Consider the following 21,036-nt stretch of genomic DNA (forward strand, 5'->3'; position numbering starts at 1 on the left):
TAAATTTGCATTTCGATTTAAACACTAAAAAATGACAGCAAAAAAACTATTAGCCTTATTTTTATTTTTATTAAGTTTTAATTTTTATTTCTCGCAAGAAGTTGTGATAAAAGATGATAAAGTTCTTCTTGATGGAAAGCAGATTTTAAAAGCAGAAAAGATCAATGTTTTTCAATATTCTTTCTTTACAATGAAAGATGACGATGAAATTTTAATGTGGAAATATATGGATAATGAGACTCCCAAATACATGGAAGACGATTATTTTATCCTGAAATTTCTGACTGAAAAAGTAACGGTAGAGACAACAGATATTTCAAAAATCGCCAATTTCATGAATTCCAGAAAAGGAATGGAAAAGCTGATCAAATGGTTATTAAAAGAAAGAGTGATCAATAATGAAGGTGAATTAAATCCAGAACGCGTTGCTATTTTCAAAGAAAAATATGACGAAAATATTACTGAAAGAACTTTTAGATAAATGACCAAAATTCTCCTCCTTTCCGACTCTCATTCCTATATTGATGACCGAATTTTAGAATATGCCCGACAAGCTGATGAAATTTGGCATTGCGGAGATTTTGGAAGCTTCGAGATTATTGAAGAATTAGAAAAAATTAAACCATTAAAAGGTGTTTACGGAAATATTGACAATGCAAAAATCCGTTCTGAATTCCCTGAAGTAAATCGGTTTTTTTGTGAAAATCTGGAAGTTTTAATGATTCATATAGGAGGTTATCCCGGAAAATATACCCCTTTAGCAAAAGAAGAAATTGCAGAAAAAGCTCCGAAATTATTTATCTCAGGGCATTCTCATATTTTAAAGGCAATGTATGACAAAAAAAATGATCTTCTTCACCTTAATCCCGGAGCTTGCGGAAAACAAGGCTGGCATAAAATGAGAACAATGATGCGTTTTGTGGTCGATGGTGAAGAAATAAAAGATCTGGAGGTTATTGAATTGGGTGCAAAATAATTTAAATATGAAGATTGGCGATAAAGTTTCTGTGGTAGACGAAGATTTAAGTGGAATTGTGACTTCCGTTCACGGAAAAACTGTGGTTTTTAAAGATGAATATGGATTCACTTATCAATATTCCAAAGAGAAATTAGTTCCGAAAAATGCTGATCTTTATGAAAATATTAAAGTTGTAAGAAAGCCCGAGCCCAAGAAAATTGTTTCAAAAAAACACCAAAATAATGCTTTGGTTTTGGACTTACATTTTCATAATTTAGTCAAAAACCCTAATGATTATGACAGTTTCGAAAGACTGTTTATTCAAAAGGAAAAACTATTAGAAACCATTACTTTCTGCAGAAAAAACAATTTAAAAAGACTGGAAATCGTTCACGGAATTGGCGATGGAGTTCTTCAGAGAATGGTTTTCGATGTCTTAGAAAGCCAGAGTAATCTGGATTTTTACAATAAAGACATACTTCATCATCAATCGGGTGCGGTAATGGTAGAATTTCACTAAATTTGCAACAATTGTAATATGAACGTACTTAATTTACTTTTTACCAAAGACGGGCTGATCTACCAAATAGCTAAGAATAAAAGCATTTTGGAGGAAAAATCTTATTTTGTGACAGAGGAAACTCCGGAAAATTTCATTGCTGATCAACTGGATGATATTCTCATAAAACAAAGATTTGACGAAATCCATGTAATCTCGTCACTGAACCATTTTACTCTAATGCCTGAAGGATTTTCAGAGCATAACGCAGGCTTTGAGCTGATTGCTTTCAACGCTCCTGTAGACAAAGAAAACGAAGAGCTGATGCTTTCTGTGAATAAAAAATTCAAGGTTCAGTTTTATTATACTTTTCCGAAAACTTTTTATAAGAAAATAAAAGAATTGGCGATTCCTGTTCATTTTAATTTTTCTGGGGAAAAGTTTTTAAATTCGATTAATAATAAAAATAACAAAGAAATTCACATTAATTTGTATCACAATCAGTGTGAGTTTTTTGCCATTGACAATAAAAAAATCATCTTATACAATAATCTGGATGTAAATTCGGAGGTAGATTTTCTTTATTTTGTAATGTTTACTTTAAGCAAAATCGGTTTTGGAATCAACGAAACCAACTTTTTTGCTTACGGAGAAACCACTGAAAATGAAACCTTTATTTCAGAATTACAAAAATTTGTAAAGAATCTGAAAATTGTATTTGATAATATTCCTAATAAGAATTTCATTTTAAATTAGGTATTAGGATTTAGGAAACAGGGCTTAGTTCTGTTTGCATTTCCCTAATCCCTAAAACTTAATCCCTAAACCCTACAAAACATGTACAGAATAATATCCGGCCGATGGAAAGCCAAAAAAATAGCAGCTCCAAAGAATTTTGATGTAAGACCGACAACGGATTTTGCAAAGGAAGCTTTGTTCAGTATCATAGAAAATACGTATGATATGCAGTCGATCTCTGTGCTGGATCTTTTTGCAGGAATCGGGTCTATCACGTTTGAATTTGCGTCGAGAGGCTGCAAAGACGTAACGTCTGTAGAAATGAATCCCAAACACACTTCTTTCCTTAATTCTACTGCCGCAGAGCTTGATATGTCTGTACAGGTGAGCGTTCAGAGAGGAGATGCTTTTGACTGGTTAAAAAAATTCAGAAATAAAAAATCTTTTGAGATCGTTTTTTCTGATGCGCCATTCGAGATGGAAGAAAAAAAATACTACGAACTGCTTTCTTTAGTTTTAAATAATAAATATCTAAAAGAAAACGGTGTTCTGATCGTTGAACATCAAAGCAGACTGAAATTTGATCATCCCAACTTTTTAGAAACCAGAAAATACGGAAACGTGAGTTTCAGTTTTTTTAAACCCAATACAGTAGAAACAGATAACCAGGAAATTTAATTCTTGGTTATTTTTTTTGAAATTTCTACAGCGCCTTGCCCCCATTTTGTAATTTCAGTTAAGACAGGAAGTAATGTTTTTCCAAAATCTGTTAATGAATATTCTACCATTAAAGGCGGCTTTTCTGTGAAAACTTTCCTATCAATAATATTGTCTTCTTCCAATTGTTTTAACTGAAGACTTAATGTTCTTTCCGTTATTGTGGGGATTAATTTTCTTAATTCGTTATATCTTTTTGCTCCATCAATTAAATAAAACAAAATTACTGCTTTCCATTTTCCTCCTATAAATCTCATCGTGACGCTGGTGCAGCAAGGATATGATTTATCATCTACTTTATACATTTTATACTATCATTTTTTACCGTTATTGCAAAGTTAGTAAACTTAAATTAATTTTGTAACTATAAAAATGATAGTATAAATTATGAACTTTTTAAACAAAATGAAAACGAGGTATACTGTAAAAAAATATAACCCTCAAGGAATCATCAGCGAAGAACAGGTAGAACAATTGAAAGAGATTTTAAATCTGAGCCCATCTTCCATCAACAGCCAGCCATGGAATTTTGTGTTTGTAAATAATCTTGAAATTAAAACTGAATTGGCAGAAGCTTCTTATTTTAACAAAGAGAAAATTTTGAATAGCAGCCAATTGATTGTATTCCAAGTAATTAAAAACGTAAAAGATTTCGAAGAACAAATTGAGGAAAATCTTCACGAAGGTTCTATTACTTATTACAAGAACTTTGTAAAATCAAAAGGTGAGGAAGCCATAAAGTCATGGCTTGGACATCAGGTTTATCTGTCTTTGGGAGTCTTTCTTTCTGCTTGTGCGGATATGGGAATTGATTCTACCCCGATGGAAGGAATTGAGCCAGAAAAATACGATAAGATTTTAAAAAACGAGAAGTATGAAACCTTATTTGCTGTTGCAATCGGAAAAAGGTCTGAGGAAGATAGCAATCAACCTACATTGAATCCTAAAACAAGATTAAAAGCTGAAAAAGTAATTTTAGAATTTTAATTACAAAAAAAGCTGTTTCGGTGTGAAGCAGCTTTTGTTTTTTATAATACTTTTAATTCTAAATCGATGGTTTTGCCAAAGAATTTTTTAGAGATCTTTTCAAAATTCTTGGTGATATCTGAGAGATAAAAATAATAATTGGGCTTAGAATTGCCTTCATTCAGAAGGTTATATTTGTCTAAAATGATCTTTAAATGATTGGCGACAATATTCGGAGAATCAATTACACGAACGCGGTTTCCGTAATATTGTTTGATTTCATCAATCAACAAGGGATAATGTGTACATCCCAAGATTAATGTTTCAATATTTTTTAATTTACTGTTGCTTAAATAATTATAAATAATTGCATGGGTAATCGGATGATTTTTAAAACCTTCTTCAATAGCCGGAACCAATAAAGGCGTTGCTAATTCATCAACTTTGATCCACTTATTATGCTTTCTGATGCTTTTCTTATACAGACCTGAATTCACAGTTGCTTTTGTAGCAATAACTCCAACGTTATTGTGAATTTCGTACGAAACTTTTTCTGCAACAGGATTTATTACATCAATTACGGGAACTTTTCCGGCAACAGATTGCATCACTTCATTCAAAGCATTCGCCGTCGCCGTGTTGCAGGCAATTACAATCGCTTTACAGTTTTGAGCCAACAAAAAGTTGGTGATCTTTGTAGAATATTCGATGATCGCTTCCTTTGATTTTTCACCGTACGGAAGGTGTTTTGTATCTCCGAAATAGATCAGATCTTCATTCGGAAGAAGCCTTTTTATTTCTTTAGCAACCGTTAACCCCCCAACCCCACTATCAAAAATTCCGATAGGCTGTTTTGCTGAAAGATGCGAGTAATTTACTTTTTTAGTTTTCAAGTGAGCTGAAATTTTATACAAAAATAAGAAATTTTGTGCGACAATATATCATCTTTGAAAGAGATGCTTCGACTACGCTCAGCATGACATCGCTACAAATTAACGGCTAAAAAAACAGTTAGTATTACAAGTGTCATGCTGAGCGGAGTCGAAGCATCTTAACTTTTATTCTTATTAACTAAAATTTTAAACTATAAACAAATCCGAAGCAATCCCATCCGCCATAAACCAATGTTTTTCAGGAATTTTAAGATGATTATTTTCAATAACTAAAATACCTTCAGAAACTTTAGATTTAATATCATTTTGAAACGTATCTAAAATCTTATTTGAGAACTTATTATTCAAACTTTCAAGATCTACACCCCAAATTGTTCTTAAACCAATCATGATCATTTCATTAAACTGATCTTTCTGAGACAGAATTTCTGTTTCTTTAGCTAAAATATTGGAGTTTAATTTCTTAATATACTGCTGATTATTGGCAACGTTCCAACTTCTGACATCATGACCGTTGTAAGAATGTGCAGACGGCCCGATTCCCAAGTACTCCTTATACTTCCAATATGCAGAATTATGTCTTGAATAAAAACCAGGTTTTGCAAAGTTCGACACCTCATAATGATCAAAACCGTTGTCTTTTAGGAAGTCTGAGAGATAATAAAACTCTTCATTCTGCTCTTCTTCCTTCGGATTAGCAACTTTTCCTTTCGAGATCCAGTTTTCCAAAGCAGTTTTTGGCTCAACTGTTAGTGCATAAGAAGAAATATGGGGAACTTCTAAGGCGATTGTTTTGTTTAAATTTTCTTTCCAGATGGCAAGATTGGAGGTCGGTGAACCGTAAATAAGATCAATACTTAAATTTTCAAAGCCAAAATCCTGCGCTCTTTTGATAGAACTTTCTGCTTCGGAAGCATTATGTGCGCGATTCATCAGTTTTAAATCTTCCTCAAAAAAGCTTTGAGTTCCGATCGACAATCTATTAATATGTGATTTTGAAAGTTCTCTTACAAAGCTTTTATCTAAATCGTCGGGGTTGGCTTCCAAGGTGATTTCAATATCTTTTTCAAAGCTGAAATGCTTTAAAACCTCATCAATAATAGAATTGATCTCATCAACAGAGAGAATAGAAGGCGTCCCACCACCAAAATAAAGGGAGTGCAGATTTTTATTCTGAAGTTCATCTTTTCGTAAAAAGATCTCTTTCTTCATCGCAGCAATCATTTCATCCTTAAAATTTAAAGATGTTGAAAAATGAAAGTTGCAATAGCTGCATTTTTGCTTACAGAACGGAATGTGAATATAAATCATAAAAAAAGCTCTGAAAAAATCAGAGCTCAAATTTATTTAAATTAAATTGATTAATATCTATAACCTCTATGATTAATGAAGTTATCAAAGTTATAACCCAGACCAATCATGAAGCTATTCCCTCCATATTGCTGAATATCAGATAATCCAAGATTGTAACTTGCTCCGATCATAAATTTGTTAAATCTTACTTTAACGATTGGAGAAATACTTAATTGTTGGCTATCGAATCTATTCTGAACAGATCTATAGTTAACTCCAAAAGAGAATGCATTGATATCGTTGAAGAACGTTGCCATCAAGTTATAATCAATTGTTCTTGTAGAGTTTGTATTAAGGTTGATTAATGCAGATGGTGTTACATACATGTTATCTGCAAAATGCCAGTCATATCCTAAGTTTAAGAAGAATTTGATAGGAGAAGGCTCACGACCGTTAATGATAGACTCGTCATTTGTTAACGCGATATCATTCACAGAAACACCTGCAAAGATATTGTGATACGTAGCCGCTACCCCAAAGTTGGCATAAGCCATAAAGATATTACTCTCACTACCCTGTAATAAAGGATCAGACGCATCTTCAGTATTAATCTTTGAGTAATCAAAATTCATATTATAAAAGCTTACGCTTGTACCGAAAGAGAATTGATCTTTTCTGTCTCCTTCACTGCTAAGAGGAATGAAATATGAAGCACCAGCTGTAATACCCCCAGCCGAGATAGGTCCATTACTATCTCTAAAAACAGAAATACCAGCACCTACTCTATCAAAGACGTTAGCGTTGATCCCCACAGACTGTACGTTTGGAGACTCGCTAAACTTTGAAAATTGTTGTTGGTAGTTAAGATTAAGCTGAACATAGTCCGTTTTACCGTATTGTGCAGGGTTGAACAGGAACTCACCATCCAAAAGATATTGTTGATAGTATGGTAATGTTTCTTGTGCTTTATATGCATTTGACAAAAGAGCCAAACACACCATAGCATATAGTTTTCTCATAACAAATCTTGATTTCAATTCAACAAATATAAAAAAATTCTCAATATATTTTTAGTTTTCTAAATAATTTCTCCATTTTTTTACAGCATCCGTCATATCTTGGGGCATTGGGCTCTCAAAATACAATTCCTTTTTGGTAGTTGGATGTATAAATCCTAAAGTGTGGGCATGAAGCGCATGTCTGGGCAAAACCTCGAATACGTTTTTTATAAAATGCTTATACTTAGGCAGGTTAACTCCTCTCAGAGGCGTATGACCTTCATATCTTTCGTCATTAAAGAGTGTATGACCAATATGTTTGAAGTGCGCTCTTATCTGATGGGTTCTTCCCGTCTCTAATTTACATTCCACCCAAGTCATATACTTAAATCTTTCAAGGACTTTATAATGGGTTACAGCGTGTTTTCCGTGGCTTCCGTCTACATAGGTGTGCATTTGCATTCTATTTTTAGGATGTCTTCCAATATGTCCGGTTATTGTTCCTTCGTCATCTTTCACATTTCCCCACACAAAAGCCCAGTATAATCTTTTGGTTTTTCTTTCAAAAAATTGTTTGGCAAGGAAACTTAAAGCATATTCATTTTTAGCAATAACCAATAATCCTGAAGTATCTTTATCAATTCTATGAACCAGCCCGACTCTGTCGAGATCAGATTTTTCATTATTCTGTTCAAAATGGTAGGCAAGAGCGTTTACTAATGTTCCGTCCCAGTTTCCGAATCCGGGGTGAACAACCATTCCGGGGTTTTTATCTACAACCACAAGATCGTCATCCTCATAAACAATATTAATAGGAATATTTTGCGGAACAATAACATTTAATCTTGGAGGATGTGCCAGCAATACTGAAACCTGATCTCCGGGTTTTACACGATAGTTTTGTTTTACGGGTAATCCGTTTACCACAACATTTCCGGCTCTGCAGGTTTGTGATATTTTATTTCGTGAAGAATTCTGACGATAAATTAATAAAAACTTATCTATTCTTAATGGTTCTTGCTTTTTATCAACAGTGATATTAAGATGTTCATATAGCCCGCTATTTTCCTCATCAATATCAATAGAATCGATACTGTTGGAATCTAATAATTCTTCATCTAAAAAATCTTCGTTATCTTCTGTCATTATTTTTATTTTTTTACACAAAAGGCCTCAACATTATGAAAGTTGAAGCCTTAATTTTTATAATAAGTAGGTATTATTCTACGACTACCTTTTTAGCTTTCGGCTTTTGAGCAGGTTGCTGCGCTGTGCCTGTAGCCTGTGTTTTATTATTACTTCCTGTATTCGCACTAGAACCTGCGGAAGCTTTTGCCCTATTTTCAGTTGCAGAAACGGCAGGTTTTGTAGTTGCCGGCTTAGGTTCTGCCTTCGCAGGTTCCGTTCTTTGTACTGGTGCCGGAGCAACAGGTACAGGTTCCGGAGCTGACTGATAATTTGGAACTTCTTCGTAACGTACAGGAGGTAATGATGTATCAACCTTCATACGGTATATCGAATTTAACTGTTCTATTTTAGCACTTAATTCAGCCGGAGTTTTCTTACTCGCCCAGAGATCCATCTGCATACCCTGATCCCTGACATCTCCCGAAGCAGGATCCTGATAATAAATAATATCAGATTCGTCTTTACTTCCGTCTTCATGCTCTACAAGACCAACTTCAAACATACTTCTCGCAATAACTCCTCTTGCCTCTTTCACAGTTAATCCTACAACATTTGGTATTGAGATATTTCTCATAGGTCCTGAACCTACGACAACATCAATCGTTGAGAATCTAGGAATCAATGTTCCGGGTTTTACTGCATTTCCTTTGAATAGCACTCGAAGAATAGCATCTTTTTGAATACTTGGTTCAAAAATAGTATCTCCAACCTTTAACCCAACCTGAGTTATTCTCTGGAAGGCTAGTCCGGAATATTTATTAATAACATCCGGAATCGCAACAGGTGCCCAAGTTCTAGGATTTACTCTCAATTCAATTGCTCTGCCGTCTTTTACATGAGAGCCTGCAAACGGAGACATTTTAAGAACCTGAAAAGCTCTATATTTAGGATCATACGTAGCACTGTCTACAGAATATTCTAAACCTGCATCCTCTAATATCTTAACAGCATCGTATACAGATTTATTAACTACATTCGGAACCGGCGTTTCCTGACCGTGTTTCGTATGGTACTCTAACCAACGAAACGTAAGCCACACCAACCCAACAAAAACTGCGATGGCTACTAATAAGTTCAGTAAAACTTTCCAATTGAAAAGTGATTTAAGCATACTTAAAAAGACTTTAATTATAACGGCAAATATAATTAATAATTTTAGAAAGTCCTTTTTATTTAACACAATTCATTTTTGGTTTCAAATTTTCCGAATTTCCCTTATTGCATTGTATAAAATCATTAAATTTGCCCTAATTGATACTATATGGTTATGAGCAAAAAAACTGTTGCCGTAGTTATGGGAGGCTATTCCGACGAATATGTTGTTTCCCTGAAAAGCGGTCAATTAATTTATGATTCTTTAGACAGAGACCTCTATGATGTACATAAAGTGGTCATTCTTAGAGATGAGTGGTATTTTTTAGGTGAAAATGATAAAAAATATGCCATCAACAAAGGTGACTTCTCCGTGACATTAGATAATAATGAGCAGCTAAAATTTGATGTTTGCTTTAATATTATCCACGGAACTCCGGGCGAAAATGGAATTTTACAAGCGTATTGGGATGCCATCGGGCAAACCTACACGGGTTGTGATTTTTACCAGAGTGCTTTAACATTTAATAAAAAAGATACTTTGGCGGTATTGTCTAAATATGGGATTCCTTCTGCGAAGAGTGTTTATTTAAGAAAAGGTGAAGATATTAATGTAGATAAAATCATTGATGAATTGGGACTTCCTGTTTTTGTTAAGCCTAATCAATCAGGTTCTTCTTTAGGAATTTCTAAAGTGAAAGAAAAGTCTGAATTAATTGCAGCGACAGAAATTGCCTTTAAAGAAGATGATGAAATTTTAATTGAAAGTTTCCTAGACGGAATGGAAGTTTCGGTAGGCGTTATTGATTTTAAAGGTGAAACCATCGTTCTGGGAATTACAGAAATTGTTCCTCAAAATGAATTCTTCGATTATGAAGCAAAATATGAAGGTGCTTCCGAAGAAATTACCCCTGCAAGAATTGATGCCGAAACAACAAAAAGAGTCGAAGAAATTTCAAAAAGAGCTTACGATTCTCTAGGAATGAGCGGTTTTTCGCGCAGTGAGTTTATTTTGATGGACGGTATTCCCTATATGTTGGAAATGAATACAAACCCAGGATTTTCTCCGGCAAGTATTCTTCCTCAACAGGCAAAAATCTACGGAATTTCTATCAAAGATCTTTGCGGAAATGAAGTTGAAAAGGCTTTAAATAAATTTAGAAATTAGTGTTGCGTATTTGGCTTTTAGTGTTTGGAAACTACTAAAAACCAAATACCAATTATTCAAAACTCTTTAAGACATGAAAATTGCTGTTTTTCCGGGATCTTTTGACCCAATTACTTTAGGACACTATGATATTATAGAAAGAGCGGCTCCGCTTTTTGATAAATTGATCATTGCCATCGGACAAAATTCTCAAAAGAAATACATGTTTCCGTTGGAAAAAAGAATGGAATTCATCCAAAACTCCGTTGCCGAATTTCCAAACGTTGAAGTAGATTATTTTGAAGGCCTGACGGTTGACTTTTGCTTCGAAAAAAATGCTCAGTACATTCTTCGAGGATTAAGAAATCCCGCAGATTTTGAATTCGAAAAAGCAATCGCTCACACCAACAGAACTTTGGCTCATAAAAAATTGGAAACCGTGTTTTTATTAACTTCATCAGGAAAATCTTTCATCAGCAGCAGTATTGTGAGAGAAATTATCAATCACAGCGGCGAGTATGAATTGTTAGTTCCCGAAGCGGTAAGGGTTCCGAAAAAAGTAAAATAATTGATAAGCGATAAATGATAATTGATACAATGGTAGAAAATTTGCTTATGAAGAAATCATTCATTAATTATCATTTATCACCCATATTATATGCACGAACAGTTCAATTTTGCCATAGAAGTACTCGGAACGATTTCCTTTTCGATGTCGGGAAGTTTTGCAGCGATGCAAAAACGTCTTGACCCGTTCGGCGTACTTATTATTGCCTTCGTGACTTCAGTCGGAGGCGGAACTGTGAGAGATTTATTATTGGACATTCCGGTTTTCTGGATGCACGATCTTTTGACCTGTGCCGTGATTATCATTACAAGTATTTTTTCAATGATATTTAAATCTTTGGAGAAAAACTTTAAGGTTACTTTATTTATTTTTGACAGTTTCGGATTGGGACTGTTTACCATAATCGGTGTTCAGAAAGGTTTGAATGCAGATATTCATCCTTTAATATGTATCGGACTTGGAACAATTACCGGCTGTTTCGGCGGGATAATCCGGGACATTCTACTGAATAGAATTCCATTAATTTTTAGAAAAGAAATTTATGCTACAGCTTGTATCGTTGGGGGTTCTGCATTTTTATTTTTAACAAAATTCACTACACTTTCTTACACAATCATTCAAATCTTTACGATCTTATTAATTGTTTCCATAAGAACATTGGCTGTAAAATATCACTGGCAGATCCCAAAATTCTATGGGCATGATCATAGTTCGGAAATGTAGATTCAAACCATTAAGATTTTAATTAAGAAGTGAAGAATATTAAGAATTCGTTTCCCATAATAAAAGAAAAGCGCGAGCGAAGCGAGCGTCAAAGCAGATAGTATTAGTGATATCACGAAACATATTAAAATCTAATTATTCAAAATAAAAAATGCACTTGAAAAAAATCAAATGCATTTATATTTATAAGCAAATTCTAAACTAGAACTTCCCTCTTTGTCTCATATGAGGATTGTGGATATGCTTCTGCATTGTTGGCATTTTCAACTGATCTTTCATCATTTTGATCTGATCCGTCATCATTCCTGCAGTGTCTAATCTTTTTGCTTCTTCCAATAGTTTTTGACCTTCCTGTCTTCTTCCTTTAGAAATCGCTCCCGCAGCAAGATTTAATGTCGCCATTGCTCTGTCGTGCTTCATATTTAAACCATATTCCAACGCTTTTTTCATTAGAGGTTCCACTTTCGTAGGATGATCCTGAGCCAATGTCAAACCTTGCAGATAATGGAAATATCCATATTGAGATTTGTGAAGCTGACTTTGGTAATTGGTGATACCGGTTAAATAATTTGCTGCTTTTTGCATATTCTGTTTTCTTAATTGCCAGAATGCCAAAAGGATATATTCATTTTTAAAGAAAAGAAAAATAGGTACAGCAGAAAGAACAACCAAAACAATTCCCCAGCCTATATTTCTATTCGTCATTAGATAAACTCCCGCTGCGATAATGATAGCCGCGACTACGAATTTTATGTATTTATTCATTATTAAAATTTAGAAGTGCAAAGATAAATAATTTAGAGGTTAGAAGCTAGAAGTTAGAGCCTAGAATTTCGAGAACTATTCAGTCTTAATTCTCTCAAATGTCTGAAAATAGAAATCATACTGATTTTTTTCATCTTTTTCATGAAATACCTCTTCTGTTTTTTTCCAGACCTTAGCATCAATTTTAGGGAAATAGGTATCCGCATCCAGATCGGCTTTCACCAAAGTAACTTCTAATTTATCTGCCAAATCCATCGTTTGCTCATAAATATTTCCGCCACCGATAATGAAAACATTTTCATCGATTTTTTTAGCGAATTTTACGGCTTCTTTAATACTTCCGACGATTAAAATTCCTTCTTCAAACCAGTTTTTCTTTTTTGAAATAACAATATTAGTACGATTAGGAAGAGGTTTCCCGATACTTTCATATGTTTTTCTTCCCATAATAATTGGATGCTCCGATGTAAGATCCTTAAAATGTTTTAAATCTTTTGGAAGATGCCAAAGCAACTGATTATTAAAACCAATCTCATTCTTCTCTCCCATTGCCACCACAATTGTTGTCATTAAAATAATTTTCTGCAAAATTAGCACATAATTTGTATATTTGGTTAGCACAAAAAATATTTAAAAAAATTAAACTATGAAAAATAAAGGTTGCCTGAGCGCCGGAACGATCGGTATTGCTCTTCTTATTATTGTTGCTGTTCTATTCTTTTGGGGAAAGAGCGGGTATAATAACTTCGTTACCAAAGAACAAACGGTAAATACAAAATGGTCTAACGTGGAAACTGTGTACCAGAAAAGAGCTAATCTTATCCCTAATTTGGAAAGAACAGTAAAATCGTATTCAAAATTTGAACAGGAAACGTTAACCAAAGTTGTTGAAGCACGTTCTAAAGCGACTTCTATCAACATCGATCCTACGAATATGACAGAAGCTGATATGGCTAAATTCCAAGCAGCACAAGGAGAATTATCCGGATCATTAAGCAGATTGATGGCTGTTGTGGAGTCTTATCCCAACTTAAAGGCAGATCAACAATATATCAATTTCCAAAGAGAATATACTGCAATTGAAAACAGTATCAGATCCGAAACGGTTTATTACAATGAATCGGCGCAGGATTACAATACTTCAATTAAAACTTTCCCAAATAATATTTTGGCGAATTTCACCAACTTTAAAGAAAAACCTTACTTCAAAGCGGAAGCGGGGGCTCAAAAAGCACCAGATGCATTCAAAGAATAATGAGTAATTTCTTAACAGATCAGCAGATAGCTTCCCTCGTGGAAGCTATTCAATCAGCAGAAGAACATTCTACAGGCGAGATTAGAGTGCATATAGACTCTACAACCGAAGATCAGAATGCAAAAACGGCATTTGAAGTTTTCAAAAAGCTTTGTCAGAATAAAACTGCCGAAAGAAACGCTGTGCTTTTTCATGTCAATTTTGAAAAAAAATATCTTACCATCATTGGTGATGTTGGAATTCATGATAAAGTATATCAATCCTTTTGGGATCATCTGCATGATTATATTACGTCTGAATTTGCCAAAGGAAATTATCATAAGGCATTAAAAAGTGCTATTCTGGAAACAGGTCTTGAATTAAAAAAACATTTTCCTGTAAAAGGAGAAAACCCCAACCAACTTTCTAATGAGATTACGTTCTCTTAAAATAGTATTTTCATTTTTATTGATTTGCTTTTACAGTTTTGTATCGGCACAATATGCTATTCCTGCAAAGCCGGCGGTTTTGTACCCTGTTTTTGATGAAGCTAATTTATTAACACAACAGGAAAAAGATGAGCTTAATAACAAACTGATTAAGTTTGCAGATTCTACCTCAACGGAGATCGAAGTCATTATTATCCGTTCCACAAAAGGAGAAGATGTGAATTTTCTGGCAACAATGTTTGGCGAAAAATGGGGAATCGGAAAAAAAGGCGTTGACAATGGTGTCGTTTTCTTAATTGCAACAGAAGATCATACCATGTCTATTCAACAAGGAAGAGCGGTTGAGCAATATTTAACAGCATCAGTTGCCGGACAGATCTTAGATTATATCGTTACTCCCAATTTCAAACAGGGACAATGGTATGAAGGTATCAATCGTGGCACCTCAGCTATTATGGAAGCTGTACAGGGGAAATTTAAACCTGCTGCTCCAGAAAGTGGAGGAAGCGGAAGTACTTTAAAAATACTGCTCATTGCATTTGTTATCTTTATTATTCTCGCTATTTTATTCGGAAATAAAGGTGGCGGAAGAGGAGGAAACAATGACGATGATGATGTAATTCTCTCCAGAAGAGGTCGCAGCAATTATCCAGGCGGATTCTTTCCTTTCCCGGGAAGTTTCGGTGGCGGTGGCTTTGGTGGTGGAAGTTCCGGCGGAGGAGGCGGTTTTGGAGGCTTCGGCGGTGGCGGAAGTTTCGGAGGCGGAGGCGCTTCGGGTGGATGGTAAGCATTGATTTTTTATTCACTTTGTTTGTCATTCCGGAGGGATCTAGACTTAGTTTTTAAATTCAGTTTTAAACAAAATATCAAATCAGTCATTATTTGGCTGATTTTTTTATGATTAAATCAAACAAGCTCAACATGACATCGCTAATACTATTTGCTTTGACGCTCGCTTCGCTCGCGCTATTTCTCATTGTTAACAACAGAACAATGTCTTAACATTCTTAACTTCCTAATCAAAATCTTAACAGTTAAAATGATTTGTTAAATTTTTAGCCAGTTTTTATTTAAAATTCTAAAAACGAGACATTTCTTTATCTTATTTAACATTAAATTCAATTTTACATATCGAAAAGTTAATAAAACCACTATAAAAACGTCTTTTATTCAATATTTTTTCATTATATTTACTGAAAACAGGTTTTATGAAGAAGACGTTGGTAGTTTTTGCGCACCCTTATTTAGAGCACTCAAACTCGAATGTGGAGCTCATCAATTTCTATGTCCGTCACCAACATTTTACCCTTAGAGATCTTTACGAAGAATATCCAGACTTTCATATTGCGGCTTTCAGAGAAAGAAAACGATTAAAAAATTATGACCGGTTTATCTTTCAGTTTCCCATCATCTGGTTTGGAATGCCGCCATTATTGAGACTATGGATTGATGAAGTTTTTGACCGCGACTGGCTGAAAGAGGGTGAAAACAATCCGCTGGAAGGTAAAGAAGTTTATATCCTTGTCACTACAGGCGGAAAAGAAAGATCTTTTACCAAAACAGGAACTTACAAATATACCATTGATGAACTCATCAGCGGACTGATCGTTTCCTTAAATGTTTTTAAAGCCAATATCAAAAATATCAAGATCGTTTATGAAGCCAATAAACTTTCAAAAAAAGAAATCATTTTACATAAAAAAGAATTTGTAGAACTTCTGAACCAATAAAATATGGAATCCAGCTTAGCGATGAACACATTAATTTTCCTTGGCGTTGCCATCATTATGGTTCCGCTCGCTAGGAAATTGGGGTTAAGTTCTGTGATCGGCTATATTTTTGGAGGAATCATTATTGGCCCATATGTTCTCAGATTGACCGGAAAAGACGTTAATGACATCATGCACGCCAGTGAATTCGGCGTGATCATGCTTTTATTCTTGGTCGGATTGGAGCTGGAACCCAGAAAGTTCTGGGAAATGCGAAAGAAAATAGTAGGTTTGGGGCTCACGCAAATGTTACTTACAATCTCATTATTATTTCTAGTTTTCATAAGTGTAGGCTGGAGAATTGATCAAGCAATCTCCATTGCGATATGTTTTGCACTATCTTCAACAGCCATTGTTTTACAGACTTTACAGGAAAAAAATAACCTAAAAACCTTGGCGGGTGAAGCATCATTTTCCACTCTGCTATTTCAGGATATTGCGGTGATTCCAATTTTGGCAATTTTACCTATTATTGCCAATTATAAAGCAAGGCACAACGATAACGAAGTCCAGATCTTAATTCAGAAACTACCGGAATGGCTACAGGCCGGAACGGTGATTCTGGGCGTTGTAATTTTGATTTTATTGGGTAGATATGTTTTCGTCCCATTTTTAAGGTATGTTTCAAAATCTGGAATGACGGAATTATTGACCGCTTCTTCCCTATTTTTAGTAATTGGTGTTTCAGAATTGATGGTGGCGATCGGATTATCTCCCGCACTGGGCGCCTTCCTTGCAGGAGTAATGCTGGCCAATAGTGAATTCCGCCATGAATTGGAGGCTCAGATCGATCCTTTCAAAGGGTTATTGCTTGCCGTCTTCTTTGTAAGTGTGGGCTCTACGATGAATTTTAATATTATCCAGCAAGATCCACTTTTCATTTTCAGTACGGTCTTTGCGGTTTTAGCGGTGAAGTTTTTTGTTTTATACGCGATCGGAAAATTTTTCAAGATTGATACTCCTCAAACTTTATTTTATGCTTTTGCGCTTTCTCAGGTTGGAGAATTTGCCTTTGTATTAATTAATTATGCTTCAAATCTATATCTTTTAAGCCCGGAACTCAACGCTCAAATGATGGCTGTTACTGCAATTACGATGTGTATCACACCTTTCCTTTTAATTATTAATGATAAGCTAATCACTCCGAAATTCATTAAAGAAATTCCTGAAGAAGAAAATGCTTTTAATATTCTTGACAATGATATTACTCAAAAAAAGATCATCATTGTTGGTTTTGGGCATTTCGGAAGTACCGTCGGTCGATTATTGAAGGCCAATAAAGTTACGGCAACTGTTTTGGACAGAGATTCTGACCGTGTGAAGCTGTTGAGAAGCTACGGTTTTAAAGTATATTATGGTGATGCTACAAGAATTCCGACTCTAAGAGCCGCCGGAATTGAAGAAGCCGAAGTTTTGGTTCTATGTCTTGATGATGCTGATGATAATAAATTCATTGCAGATCTCGTGCGTGAGCACTATCCGGATGTGAAAATTTTTGTCCGGGCAAAAAACAGAATTGATGCCTACACTTATCTCAATAACGGGATTGATAATATTTATCGTGAAACATTGGGAACTGCCGTTGATATGGCCGTTGATGTCCTTCACGAAACAGGAATGAGAAAATATGCCGCAAGACGTCTGGGGCAGAGATTCATGGCAATAGATAAAGCATCTATCAGAAGGTTAGCAAAAGCAAAAGACGATGATGAAATTCTTCTTTTTACCACAAAAGAAATCCTCCAGCGTGAGGAGGAATTATTGGCTTTTGATAATCTTAATTTTGATAATAAAAACTGGGAAGGCTCCTCATCCACAGATGATGAAGATGAAGAACCTCTTGTTTAATTTTTATTGAATAGTAACGCTTCCGCCACTGCTTTCATCTTTTTTGATGTCTGTAACATTTCCTTTTTTGTAAACGTTTACACTTCCTCCTGATGAAGCTTCTGCGTCTATGCTTGATGTTGCGCCTACCTCAACGCTTGCTCCGCTTGAAGCATCAACTTTAAGATTGTCTGCAATAAGATCTTTCGCAGAAAGACTGCTTCCCGAAGAGGAACTGAGGTCAACATTTTTAGCCTTTCCTGAAATATTGATACTTGCTGCTGAAGATGCTTCTACATCTAAATCAACTGCCCATATTTTTCCGTCAAAACTACTGCTGCTGTCTGCGGAAATTTCAAATTTATTAGCTTCTAAATCTCCTGTAACACTTGCTGCGCTAGATACTTCGATGTCTGTTTTTTCTTGCGTAAATTTATCATTTACCGTAATACTTGCTGCAGAATTAGCAATCAGTTTAGAAAAATCTTTGACGTAGATTTTAGCTTTAACATTATGTCCGTTCATCACTCTGATTCCGGATTTGTAATGAATATGTACTTTGCTTCCGATTTTATCAATTAATATTTCATCAATAATGTTGGCAGGTGCATAAACCACTACTCTTTCTGTTTCAGATTTTATAATTTCGGCGCTGATAGCCTGAGAAACTTCGATTTCATCAAAATCACCTGTATATTGTTTTTCCTTGCCCGGGCCATGATCTTTATTGGTTACCTTATCTACCCAATTGCTTTTGTCTTCTCTGTTTCTCTCATGCTTATCATTACATGAGGATAATAAGACGAAGGCCGAAAAAATAAAAATAGTTGTTGATTTCATGTTTACCGTTTTATACATTAAGTTTTTAATATCTTTATACTTTAATAACAACTAATTTATGAAAAATATTACATCGGTATTATTAATTTCTGCATTAGCATTTAATTACTCTTGTACTACAATGAAAAAAACCGATAATCAACAGGAAATTCCTGTACCGGACGCTTCTCTTTCATCAAATCCTTTTATGAAAAAAAGCAAACTTCAATATGAAGCTCCAGAATTTGACAAAATTAAAAATGAACATTTTAAACCGGCTTTTGATTTTGGATTAAAACAGCATGACGCCGAAATCTTAAAAATCGCCAACAATCCTGAAGCTCCGACTTTTGAAAATACCATCGTCGCTTTAGAAAAAAGCGGTGAAGTGCTGAAAAGAACTGTTATTGTATTTTCAAACCTTACAAGTGCGAATACAAACCCGACTTTACAGGCTTTAGACGAAGAATATGCTCCAATTTTTGCAGCACATTCTGATAAAATGTATCTGAATGATAATCTTTATAAAAGAATAAAATCCATCAAAGAAGATGGTTTAGATCCTGAAAGCAAAAGATTAGTACAATATTACAAACAGAATTTTGAAATTGCAGGAGCGAATCTTTCTTCTGCGGATAAAGAAAAATTGAAGCAGGTAAACCAAGAGTTAGCTTCGCTTTCGACTCAATATTCAAATAAATTATTGGAAGCTAGAAAAGTTGGCGGTGTTTTCTTTTCTGATGCAAAAGATCTTGACGGACTTTCTGCTGACGAAATCGCAGCTGCTGCAACCGATGCAAAAACTGCCGGAAAACCGGGTCAATATCTTTTGGCTTTACAAAATACAACGCAGCAGCCTTTGTTACAAAACCTTACCAACAGAGCAACGAGAGAAAAACTGTTCAAAGCTTCTTGGCTAAGAGCTGAAAAAGGTGACGGAAACGATACCAGAGAAACTATTGAAAAATTAGCAAAATTAAGACTTAAAAAAGCTCAGATTTTAGGTAAGAAAAGCTTTGCAGAATGGAAATTGCAAGATCAGATGGCAAAAACGCCTGAAGCTGCCACCAACTTAATGAACCAAATCGCAACTCCTGCGGTAGAAACAGCAAAACGTGAAGCGAAAGATATCCAAGATCTTATCGATCAGCAAAAAGGAGGTTTCAACGTTGAGCCTTGGGACTGGAATTTTTATGCTGAACAGGTAAGAAAAGCTAAATTCGATTTAGATGAAAACCAAATCAAACCTTATTTTGAAATCACAACCGTTTTGGAAAAAGGAGTTTTCTTCGCTGCTGAAAAATTCTATGGACTGACGTTCAAAAAGAGAACAGATCTTCCGGTTTATCATCCTGATGTAGTAACATACGAAGTTTTTGATCATGATGGAAAATCTATTGCGATCTATTATCTGGATTTCTACACCAGAGATTCTAAAAACGGAGGGGCCTGGATGAGTAACTTTGTTGAGCAGTCTTATTTATTAGGAACAAAACCTGTTATTGTCAACTGTTATAATTATCAGAAACCTGCTCCGGGAAAACCTTCATTAATTAGTTTTGATGATGTTTCTACTATTTTCCATGAATTTGGTCACTCGATCCACGGAATGTTTGCAAGTCAGAAATACCCTTCGCTTTCAGGAACAAACGTACCGAGAGATTTTGTGGAATTTCCGTCTCAAATTAATGAACACTGGGCTTTAGATCCGACTGTTTTAAAGAATTATGCTCTTCATTACGAAACAAAACAACCTATTCCACAGGCTTTAGTTGATAAAATAAAAAAAGCGGGAACATTTAATCAAGGATATATGACAACAGAATTAGTTTCTGCTGCTGAACTTGATATGGATTGGCATACTGTGACCAGTGAAAGTGAGTTAATCCCTGTTTTAGATTTTGAAAAACAATCATTAATAAAACACGGATTTACATTAGCAACCGTTCCTCCAAGATATCATACGCCTTATTTTGCACACATTTGGGGAGGTGGATATTCAGCCGGATATTATGCTTATTTATGGTCCGAAACTTTAGATAATGATGCATGGGAATGGATTTCAAAGAACGGAGGACTGACAAGAGAAAATGGAGACCGTTTCAGAAAATATATTCTTTCTGTAGGTAATTCCGTTGACCTGAATCAGGCGTTCAGAGATTTCACAGGACATGATCCGGATATTAAACCTTTATTGAGAAACAGAGGTTTTATTAAATAAATTTTAAAAGCATTCATTTTTTGGATGCTTTTTTGTTTTTAAATGGTAAATGTTTTTTTTCCACAGATTTTCACAGATGTTTGTGTTGTATTTAATTATTATTAAAAAGATTATGAGCAATCATCTGTGGGAGAAATATTCCTGTATACGTTTTGTCTAAAGCCAATTTGGA

24 protein-coding genes are annotated in these 21,036 nt (G+C 34.8%); 15 read left to right on the plus strand and 9 right to left on the minus strand.

Going from position 1 to position 21,036, the window contains the following annotated elements; genetic code table 11:
• The first annotated feature begins 31 nt into the window (after positions 1 to 31).
• From BT156_RS16565 to BT156_RS16585, 5 genes are all read left to right on the plus strand, one after another.
• The gene (locus tag BT156_RS16565) at positions 32 to 481 is read left to right on the plus strand and encodes a hypothetical protein (RefSeq protein WP_072411726.1); all 450 of its coding nucleotides are present in this window, start codon (positions 32 to 34) and stop codon (positions 479 to 481) included.
• Positions 482 to 976: a metallophosphoesterase family protein gene (locus BT156_RS16570; RefSeq protein ID WP_072411728.1), complete on the plus strand. Its 495-nt coding sequence runs from the start codon at positions 482 to 484 to the stop codon at positions 974 to 976.
• Positions 977 to 983: 7 nt separating this feature from the next.
• Positions 984 to 1,478 carry a Smr/MutS family protein gene (locus BT156_RS16575; protein WP_072411730.1) on the plus strand — a complete coding sequence of 165 codons (495 nt, stop codon included), beginning with the start codon at positions 984 to 986 and terminating at the stop codon, positions 1,476 to 1,478.
• Positions 1,479 to 1,496: 18 nt separating this feature from the next.
• A complete protein-coding gene (locus BT156_RS16580; RefSeq protein WP_072411732.1) occupies positions 1,497 to 2,213 on the plus strand; it encodes a DUF3822 family protein in 717 nt (238 codons plus the stop codon).
• Positions 2,214 to 2,294: 81 nt separating this feature from the next.
• Positions 2,295 to 2,873, plus strand: coding sequence for an RsmD family RNA methyltransferase (locus BT156_RS16585; RefSeq protein WP_072411733.1), 579 nt, complete (start codon positions 2,295 to 2,297; stop codon positions 2,871 to 2,873).
• Here BT156_RS16585 and BT156_RS16590 read toward each other — a convergent pair.
• Positions 2,870 to 3,217, minus strand: coding sequence for a winged helix-turn-helix transcriptional regulator (locus BT156_RS16590; RefSeq protein WP_072411735.1), 348 nt, complete (start codon positions 3,215 to 3,217; stop codon positions 2,870 to 2,872). The two genes, BT156_RS16585 and BT156_RS16590, sit on opposite strands and share 4 nt — an antisense overlap.
• 82 nt (positions 3,218 to 3,299) lie before the next feature.
• On the opposite strand from BT156_RS16590, the gene BT156_RS16595 reads away from it, so the two are divergent.
• Positions 3,300 to 3,899, plus strand: coding sequence for a nitroreductase family protein (locus BT156_RS16595; protein ID WP_072411737.1), 600 nt, complete (start codon positions 3,300 to 3,302; stop codon positions 3,897 to 3,899).
• Positions 3,900 to 3,940: 41 nt separating this feature from the next.
• Here the strand turns inward: BT156_RS16595 and murI are convergent, their stop codons facing one another.
• The 5 genes from murI to BT156_RS16620 all read right to left on the minus strand — a co-directional run bounded on the left by murI (position 3,941) and on the right by BT156_RS16620 (position 9,361).
• Positions 3,941 to 4,771, minus strand: a complete 831-nt coding sequence (gene murI, locus BT156_RS16600; RefSeq protein WP_066752264.1) for a glutamate racemase — start codon at positions 4,769 to 4,771, stop codon at positions 3,941 to 3,943.
• A 186-nt stretch (positions 4,772 to 4,957) separates the two neighbouring features.
• The gene (gene hemW / locus BT156_RS16605) at positions 4,958 to 6,082 is read right to left on the minus strand and encodes a radical SAM family heme chaperone HemW (protein ID WP_072411739.1); all 1,125 of its coding nucleotides are present in this window, start codon (positions 6,080 to 6,082) and stop codon (positions 4,958 to 4,960) included.
• A 50-nt stretch (positions 6,083 to 6,132) separates the two neighbouring features.
• Positions 6,133 to 7,083: a PorP/SprF family type IX secretion system membrane protein gene (locus BT156_RS16610; protein ID WP_072411741.1), complete on the minus strand. Its 951-nt coding sequence runs from the start codon at positions 7,081 to 7,083 to the stop codon at positions 6,133 to 6,135.
• Between the two features lie 51 nt (positions 7,084 to 7,134).
• Positions 7,135 to 8,208 (minus strand): RluA family pseudouridine synthase, encoded by a 1,074-nt coding sequence (locus BT156_RS16615; RefSeq protein ID WP_139255506.1) that lies wholly within the window; start codon positions 8,206 to 8,208, stop codon positions 7,135 to 7,137.
• 73 nt (positions 8,209 to 8,281) lie between these two features.
• A complete protein-coding gene (locus BT156_RS16620) occupies positions 8,282 to 9,361 on the minus strand; it encodes a PASTA domain-containing protein (RefSeq protein ID WP_072411744.1) in 1,080 nt (359 codons plus the stop codon).
• 156 nt (positions 9,362 to 9,517) lie between these two features.
• On the opposite strand from BT156_RS16620, the gene BT156_RS16625 reads away from it, so the two are divergent.
• From BT156_RS16625 to BT156_RS16635, 3 genes are all read left to right on the plus strand, one after another.
• Entirely contained in the window at positions 9,518 to 10,510 is a 993-nt protein-coding gene (locus BT156_RS16625; RefSeq protein ID WP_072411814.1) for a D-alanine--D-alanine ligase, read from the plus strand.
• A 73-nt stretch (positions 10,511 to 10,583) separates the two neighbouring features.
• Positions 10,584 to 11,057 (plus strand): pantetheine-phosphate adenylyltransferase, encoded by a 474-nt coding sequence (coaD, locus tag BT156_RS16630; RefSeq protein WP_072411746.1) that lies wholly within the window; start codon positions 10,584 to 10,586, stop codon positions 11,055 to 11,057.
• A gap of 90 nt (positions 11,058 to 11,147) precedes the next feature.
• Entirely contained in the window at positions 11,148 to 11,780 is a 633-nt protein-coding gene (locus tag BT156_RS16635) for a trimeric intracellular cation channel family protein (protein WP_072411748.1), read from the plus strand.
• A 201-nt stretch (positions 11,781 to 11,981) separates the two neighbouring features.
• Here BT156_RS16635 and BT156_RS16640 read toward each other — a convergent pair whose 3' ends face one another.
• Both BT156_RS16640 and BT156_RS16645 read right to left on the minus strand, forming a co-directional pair.
• Positions 11,982 to 12,545 (minus strand): hypothetical protein, encoded by a 564-nt coding sequence (locus tag BT156_RS16640; protein ID WP_072411750.1) that lies wholly within the window; start codon positions 12,543 to 12,545, stop codon positions 11,982 to 11,984.
• Positions 12,546 to 12,620: 75 nt separating this feature from the next.
• Complete coding sequence (locus BT156_RS16645; RefSeq protein WP_072411752.1) at positions 12,621 to 13,115, minus strand: dihydrofolate reductase; 495 nt, start codon at positions 13,113 to 13,115, stop codon at positions 12,621 to 12,623.
• Between the two features lie 76 nt (positions 13,116 to 13,191).
• On the opposite strand from BT156_RS16645, the gene BT156_RS16650 reads away from it, so the two are divergent.
• The 5 genes from BT156_RS16650 (at position 13,192) to BT156_RS16670 (ending at position 17,845) form a co-directional block, all read left to right on the plus strand.
• Positions 13,192 to 13,800, plus strand: coding sequence for a LemA family protein (locus BT156_RS16650; protein WP_066752292.1), 609 nt, complete (start codon positions 13,192 to 13,194; stop codon positions 13,798 to 13,800).
• Positions 13,800 to 14,228: a TPM domain-containing protein gene (locus tag BT156_RS16655; protein WP_170857335.1), complete on the plus strand. Its 429-nt coding sequence runs from the start codon at positions 13,800 to 13,802 to the stop codon at positions 14,226 to 14,228. Before BT156_RS16650 ends, BT156_RS16655 begins: the two co-directional genes overlap by 1 nt.
• Positions 14,209 to 15,015: a TPM domain-containing protein gene (locus BT156_RS16660; RefSeq protein ID WP_072411756.1), complete on the plus strand. Its 807-nt coding sequence runs from the start codon at positions 14,209 to 14,211 to the stop codon at positions 15,013 to 15,015. Before BT156_RS16655 ends, BT156_RS16660 begins: the two co-directional genes overlap by 20 nt.
• Before the next feature lie 421 nt (positions 15,016 to 15,436).
• On the plus strand, positions 15,437 to 15,958 hold the full coding sequence (locus BT156_RS16665) for an NAD(P)H-dependent oxidoreductase (RefSeq protein WP_072411758.1): 522 nt from the start codon (positions 15,437 to 15,439) through the stop codon (positions 15,956 to 15,958).
• Between the two features lie 3 nt (positions 15,959 to 15,961).
• The gene (locus tag BT156_RS16670) at positions 15,962 to 17,845 is read left to right on the plus strand and encodes a monovalent cation:proton antiporter-2 (CPA2) family protein (protein ID WP_072411760.1); all 1,884 of its coding nucleotides are present in this window, start codon (positions 15,962 to 15,964) and stop codon (positions 17,843 to 17,845) included.
• A gap of 3 nt (positions 17,846 to 17,848) precedes the next feature.
• On the opposite strand, the gene BT156_RS16675 is transcribed toward BT156_RS16670, so the two are convergent.
• The gene (locus tag BT156_RS16675; RefSeq protein ID WP_072411816.1) at positions 17,849 to 18,664 is read right to left on the minus strand and encodes a head GIN domain-containing protein; all 816 of its coding nucleotides are present in this window, start codon (positions 18,662 to 18,664) and stop codon (positions 17,849 to 17,851) included.
• A 58-nt stretch (positions 18,665 to 18,722) separates the two neighbouring features.
• Between BT156_RS16675 and BT156_RS16680 the strand changes: the two genes are divergently transcribed.
• Complete coding sequence (locus BT156_RS16680; RefSeq protein ID WP_072411761.1) at positions 18,723 to 20,864, plus strand: M3 family metallopeptidase; 2,142 nt, start codon at positions 18,723 to 18,725, stop codon at positions 20,862 to 20,864.
• Positions 20,865 to 21,036 lie beyond the last annotated feature (172 nt).

Origin of the sequence: Chryseobacterium limigenitum (genome assembly GCF_900114875.1) — a bacterium.
Lineage (GTDB): Bacteria > Bacteroidota > Bacteroidia > Flavobacteriales > Weeksellaceae > Chryseobacterium > Chryseobacterium limigenitum.

What these genes read in the sequence shown, in the direction of transcription:
- BT156_RS16565 (WP_072411726.1), top strand. Translation starts at nt 32, where the DNA reads ATGACAGCAAAAAAACTATTAGCCTTATTTTTATTTTTATTAAGTTTT.
- BT156_RS16570 (WP_072411728.1), top strand. Translation starts at nt 482, where the DNA reads ATGACCAAAATTCTCCTCCTTTCCGACTCTCATTCCTATATTGATGAC.
- BT156_RS16575 (WP_072411730.1), top strand. Translation starts at nt 984, where the DNA reads ATGAAGATTGGCGATAAAGTTTCTGTGGTAGACGAAGATTTAAGTGGA.
- BT156_RS16580 (WP_072411732.1), top strand. Translation starts at nt 1,497, where the DNA reads ATGAACGTACTTAATTTACTTTTTACCAAAGACGGGCTGATCTACCAA.
- BT156_RS16585 (WP_072411733.1), top strand. Translation starts at nt 2,295, where the DNA reads ATGTACAGAATAATATCCGGCCGATGGAAAGCCAAAAAAATAGCAGCT.
- BT156_RS16590 (WP_072411735.1), bottom strand. Translation starts at nt 3,217, where the DNA reads ATGTATAAAGTAGATGATAAATCATATCCTTGCTGCACCAGCGTCACG.
- BT156_RS16595 (WP_072411737.1), top strand. Translation starts at nt 3,300, where the DNA reads ATGAACTTTTTAAACAAAATGAAAACGAGGTATACTGTAAAAAAATAT.
- hemW (WP_072411739.1), bottom strand. Translation starts at nt 6,082, where the DNA reads ATGATTTATATTCACATTCCGTTCTGTAAGCAAAAATGCAGCTATTGC.
- BT156_RS16610 (WP_072411741.1), bottom strand. Translation starts at nt 7,083, where the DNA reads ATGAGAAAACTATATGCTATGGTGTGTTTGGCTCTTTTGTCAAATGCA.
- BT156_RS16615 (WP_139255506.1), bottom strand. Translation starts at nt 8,208, where the DNA reads ATGACAGAAGATAACGAAGATTTTTTAGATGAAGAATTATTAGATTCC.
- BT156_RS16620 (WP_072411744.1), bottom strand. Translation starts at nt 9,361, where the DNA reads ATGCTTAAATCACTTTTCAATTGGAAAGTTTTACTGAACTTATTAGTA.
- BT156_RS16625 (WP_072411814.1), top strand. Translation starts at nt 9,518, where the DNA reads ATGAGCAAAAAAACTGTTGCCGTAGTTATGGGAGGCTATTCCGACGAA.
- coaD (WP_072411746.1), top strand. Translation starts at nt 10,584, where the DNA reads ATGAAAATTGCTGTTTTTCCGGGATCTTTTGACCCAATTACTTTAGGA.
- BT156_RS16635 (WP_072411748.1), top strand. Translation starts at nt 11,148, where the DNA reads ATGCACGAACAGTTCAATTTTGCCATAGAAGTACTCGGAACGATTTCC.
- BT156_RS16640 (WP_072411750.1), bottom strand. Translation starts at nt 12,545, where the DNA reads ATGAATAAATACATAAAATTCGTAGTCGCGGCTATCATTATCGCAGCG.
- BT156_RS16645 (WP_072411752.1), bottom strand. Translation starts at nt 13,115, where the DNA reads ATGACAACAATTGTGGTGGCAATGGGAGAGAAGAATGAGATTGGTTTT.
- BT156_RS16650 (WP_066752292.1), top strand. Translation starts at nt 13,192, where the DNA reads ATGAAAAATAAAGGTTGCCTGAGCGCCGGAACGATCGGTATTGCTCTT.
- BT156_RS16655 (WP_170857335.1), top strand. Translation starts at nt 13,800, where the DNA reads ATGAGTAATTTCTTAACAGATCAGCAGATAGCTTCCCTCGTGGAAGCT.
- BT156_RS16660 (WP_072411756.1), top strand. Translation starts at nt 14,209, where the DNA reads ATGAGATTACGTTCTCTTAAAATAGTATTTTCATTTTTATTGATTTGC.
- BT156_RS16665 (WP_072411758.1), top strand. Translation starts at nt 15,437, where the DNA reads ATGAAGAAGACGTTGGTAGTTTTTGCGCACCCTTATTTAGAGCACTCA.
- BT156_RS16670 (WP_072411760.1), top strand. Translation starts at nt 15,962, where the DNA reads ATGGAATCCAGCTTAGCGATGAACACATTAATTTTCCTTGGCGTTGCC.
- BT156_RS16675 (WP_072411816.1), bottom strand. Translation starts at nt 18,664, where the DNA reads ATGAAATCAACAACTATTTTTATTTTTTCGGCCTTCGTCTTATTATCC.
- BT156_RS16680 (WP_072411761.1), top strand. Translation starts at nt 18,723, where the DNA reads ATGAAAAATATTACATCGGTATTATTAATTTCTGCATTAGCATTTAAT.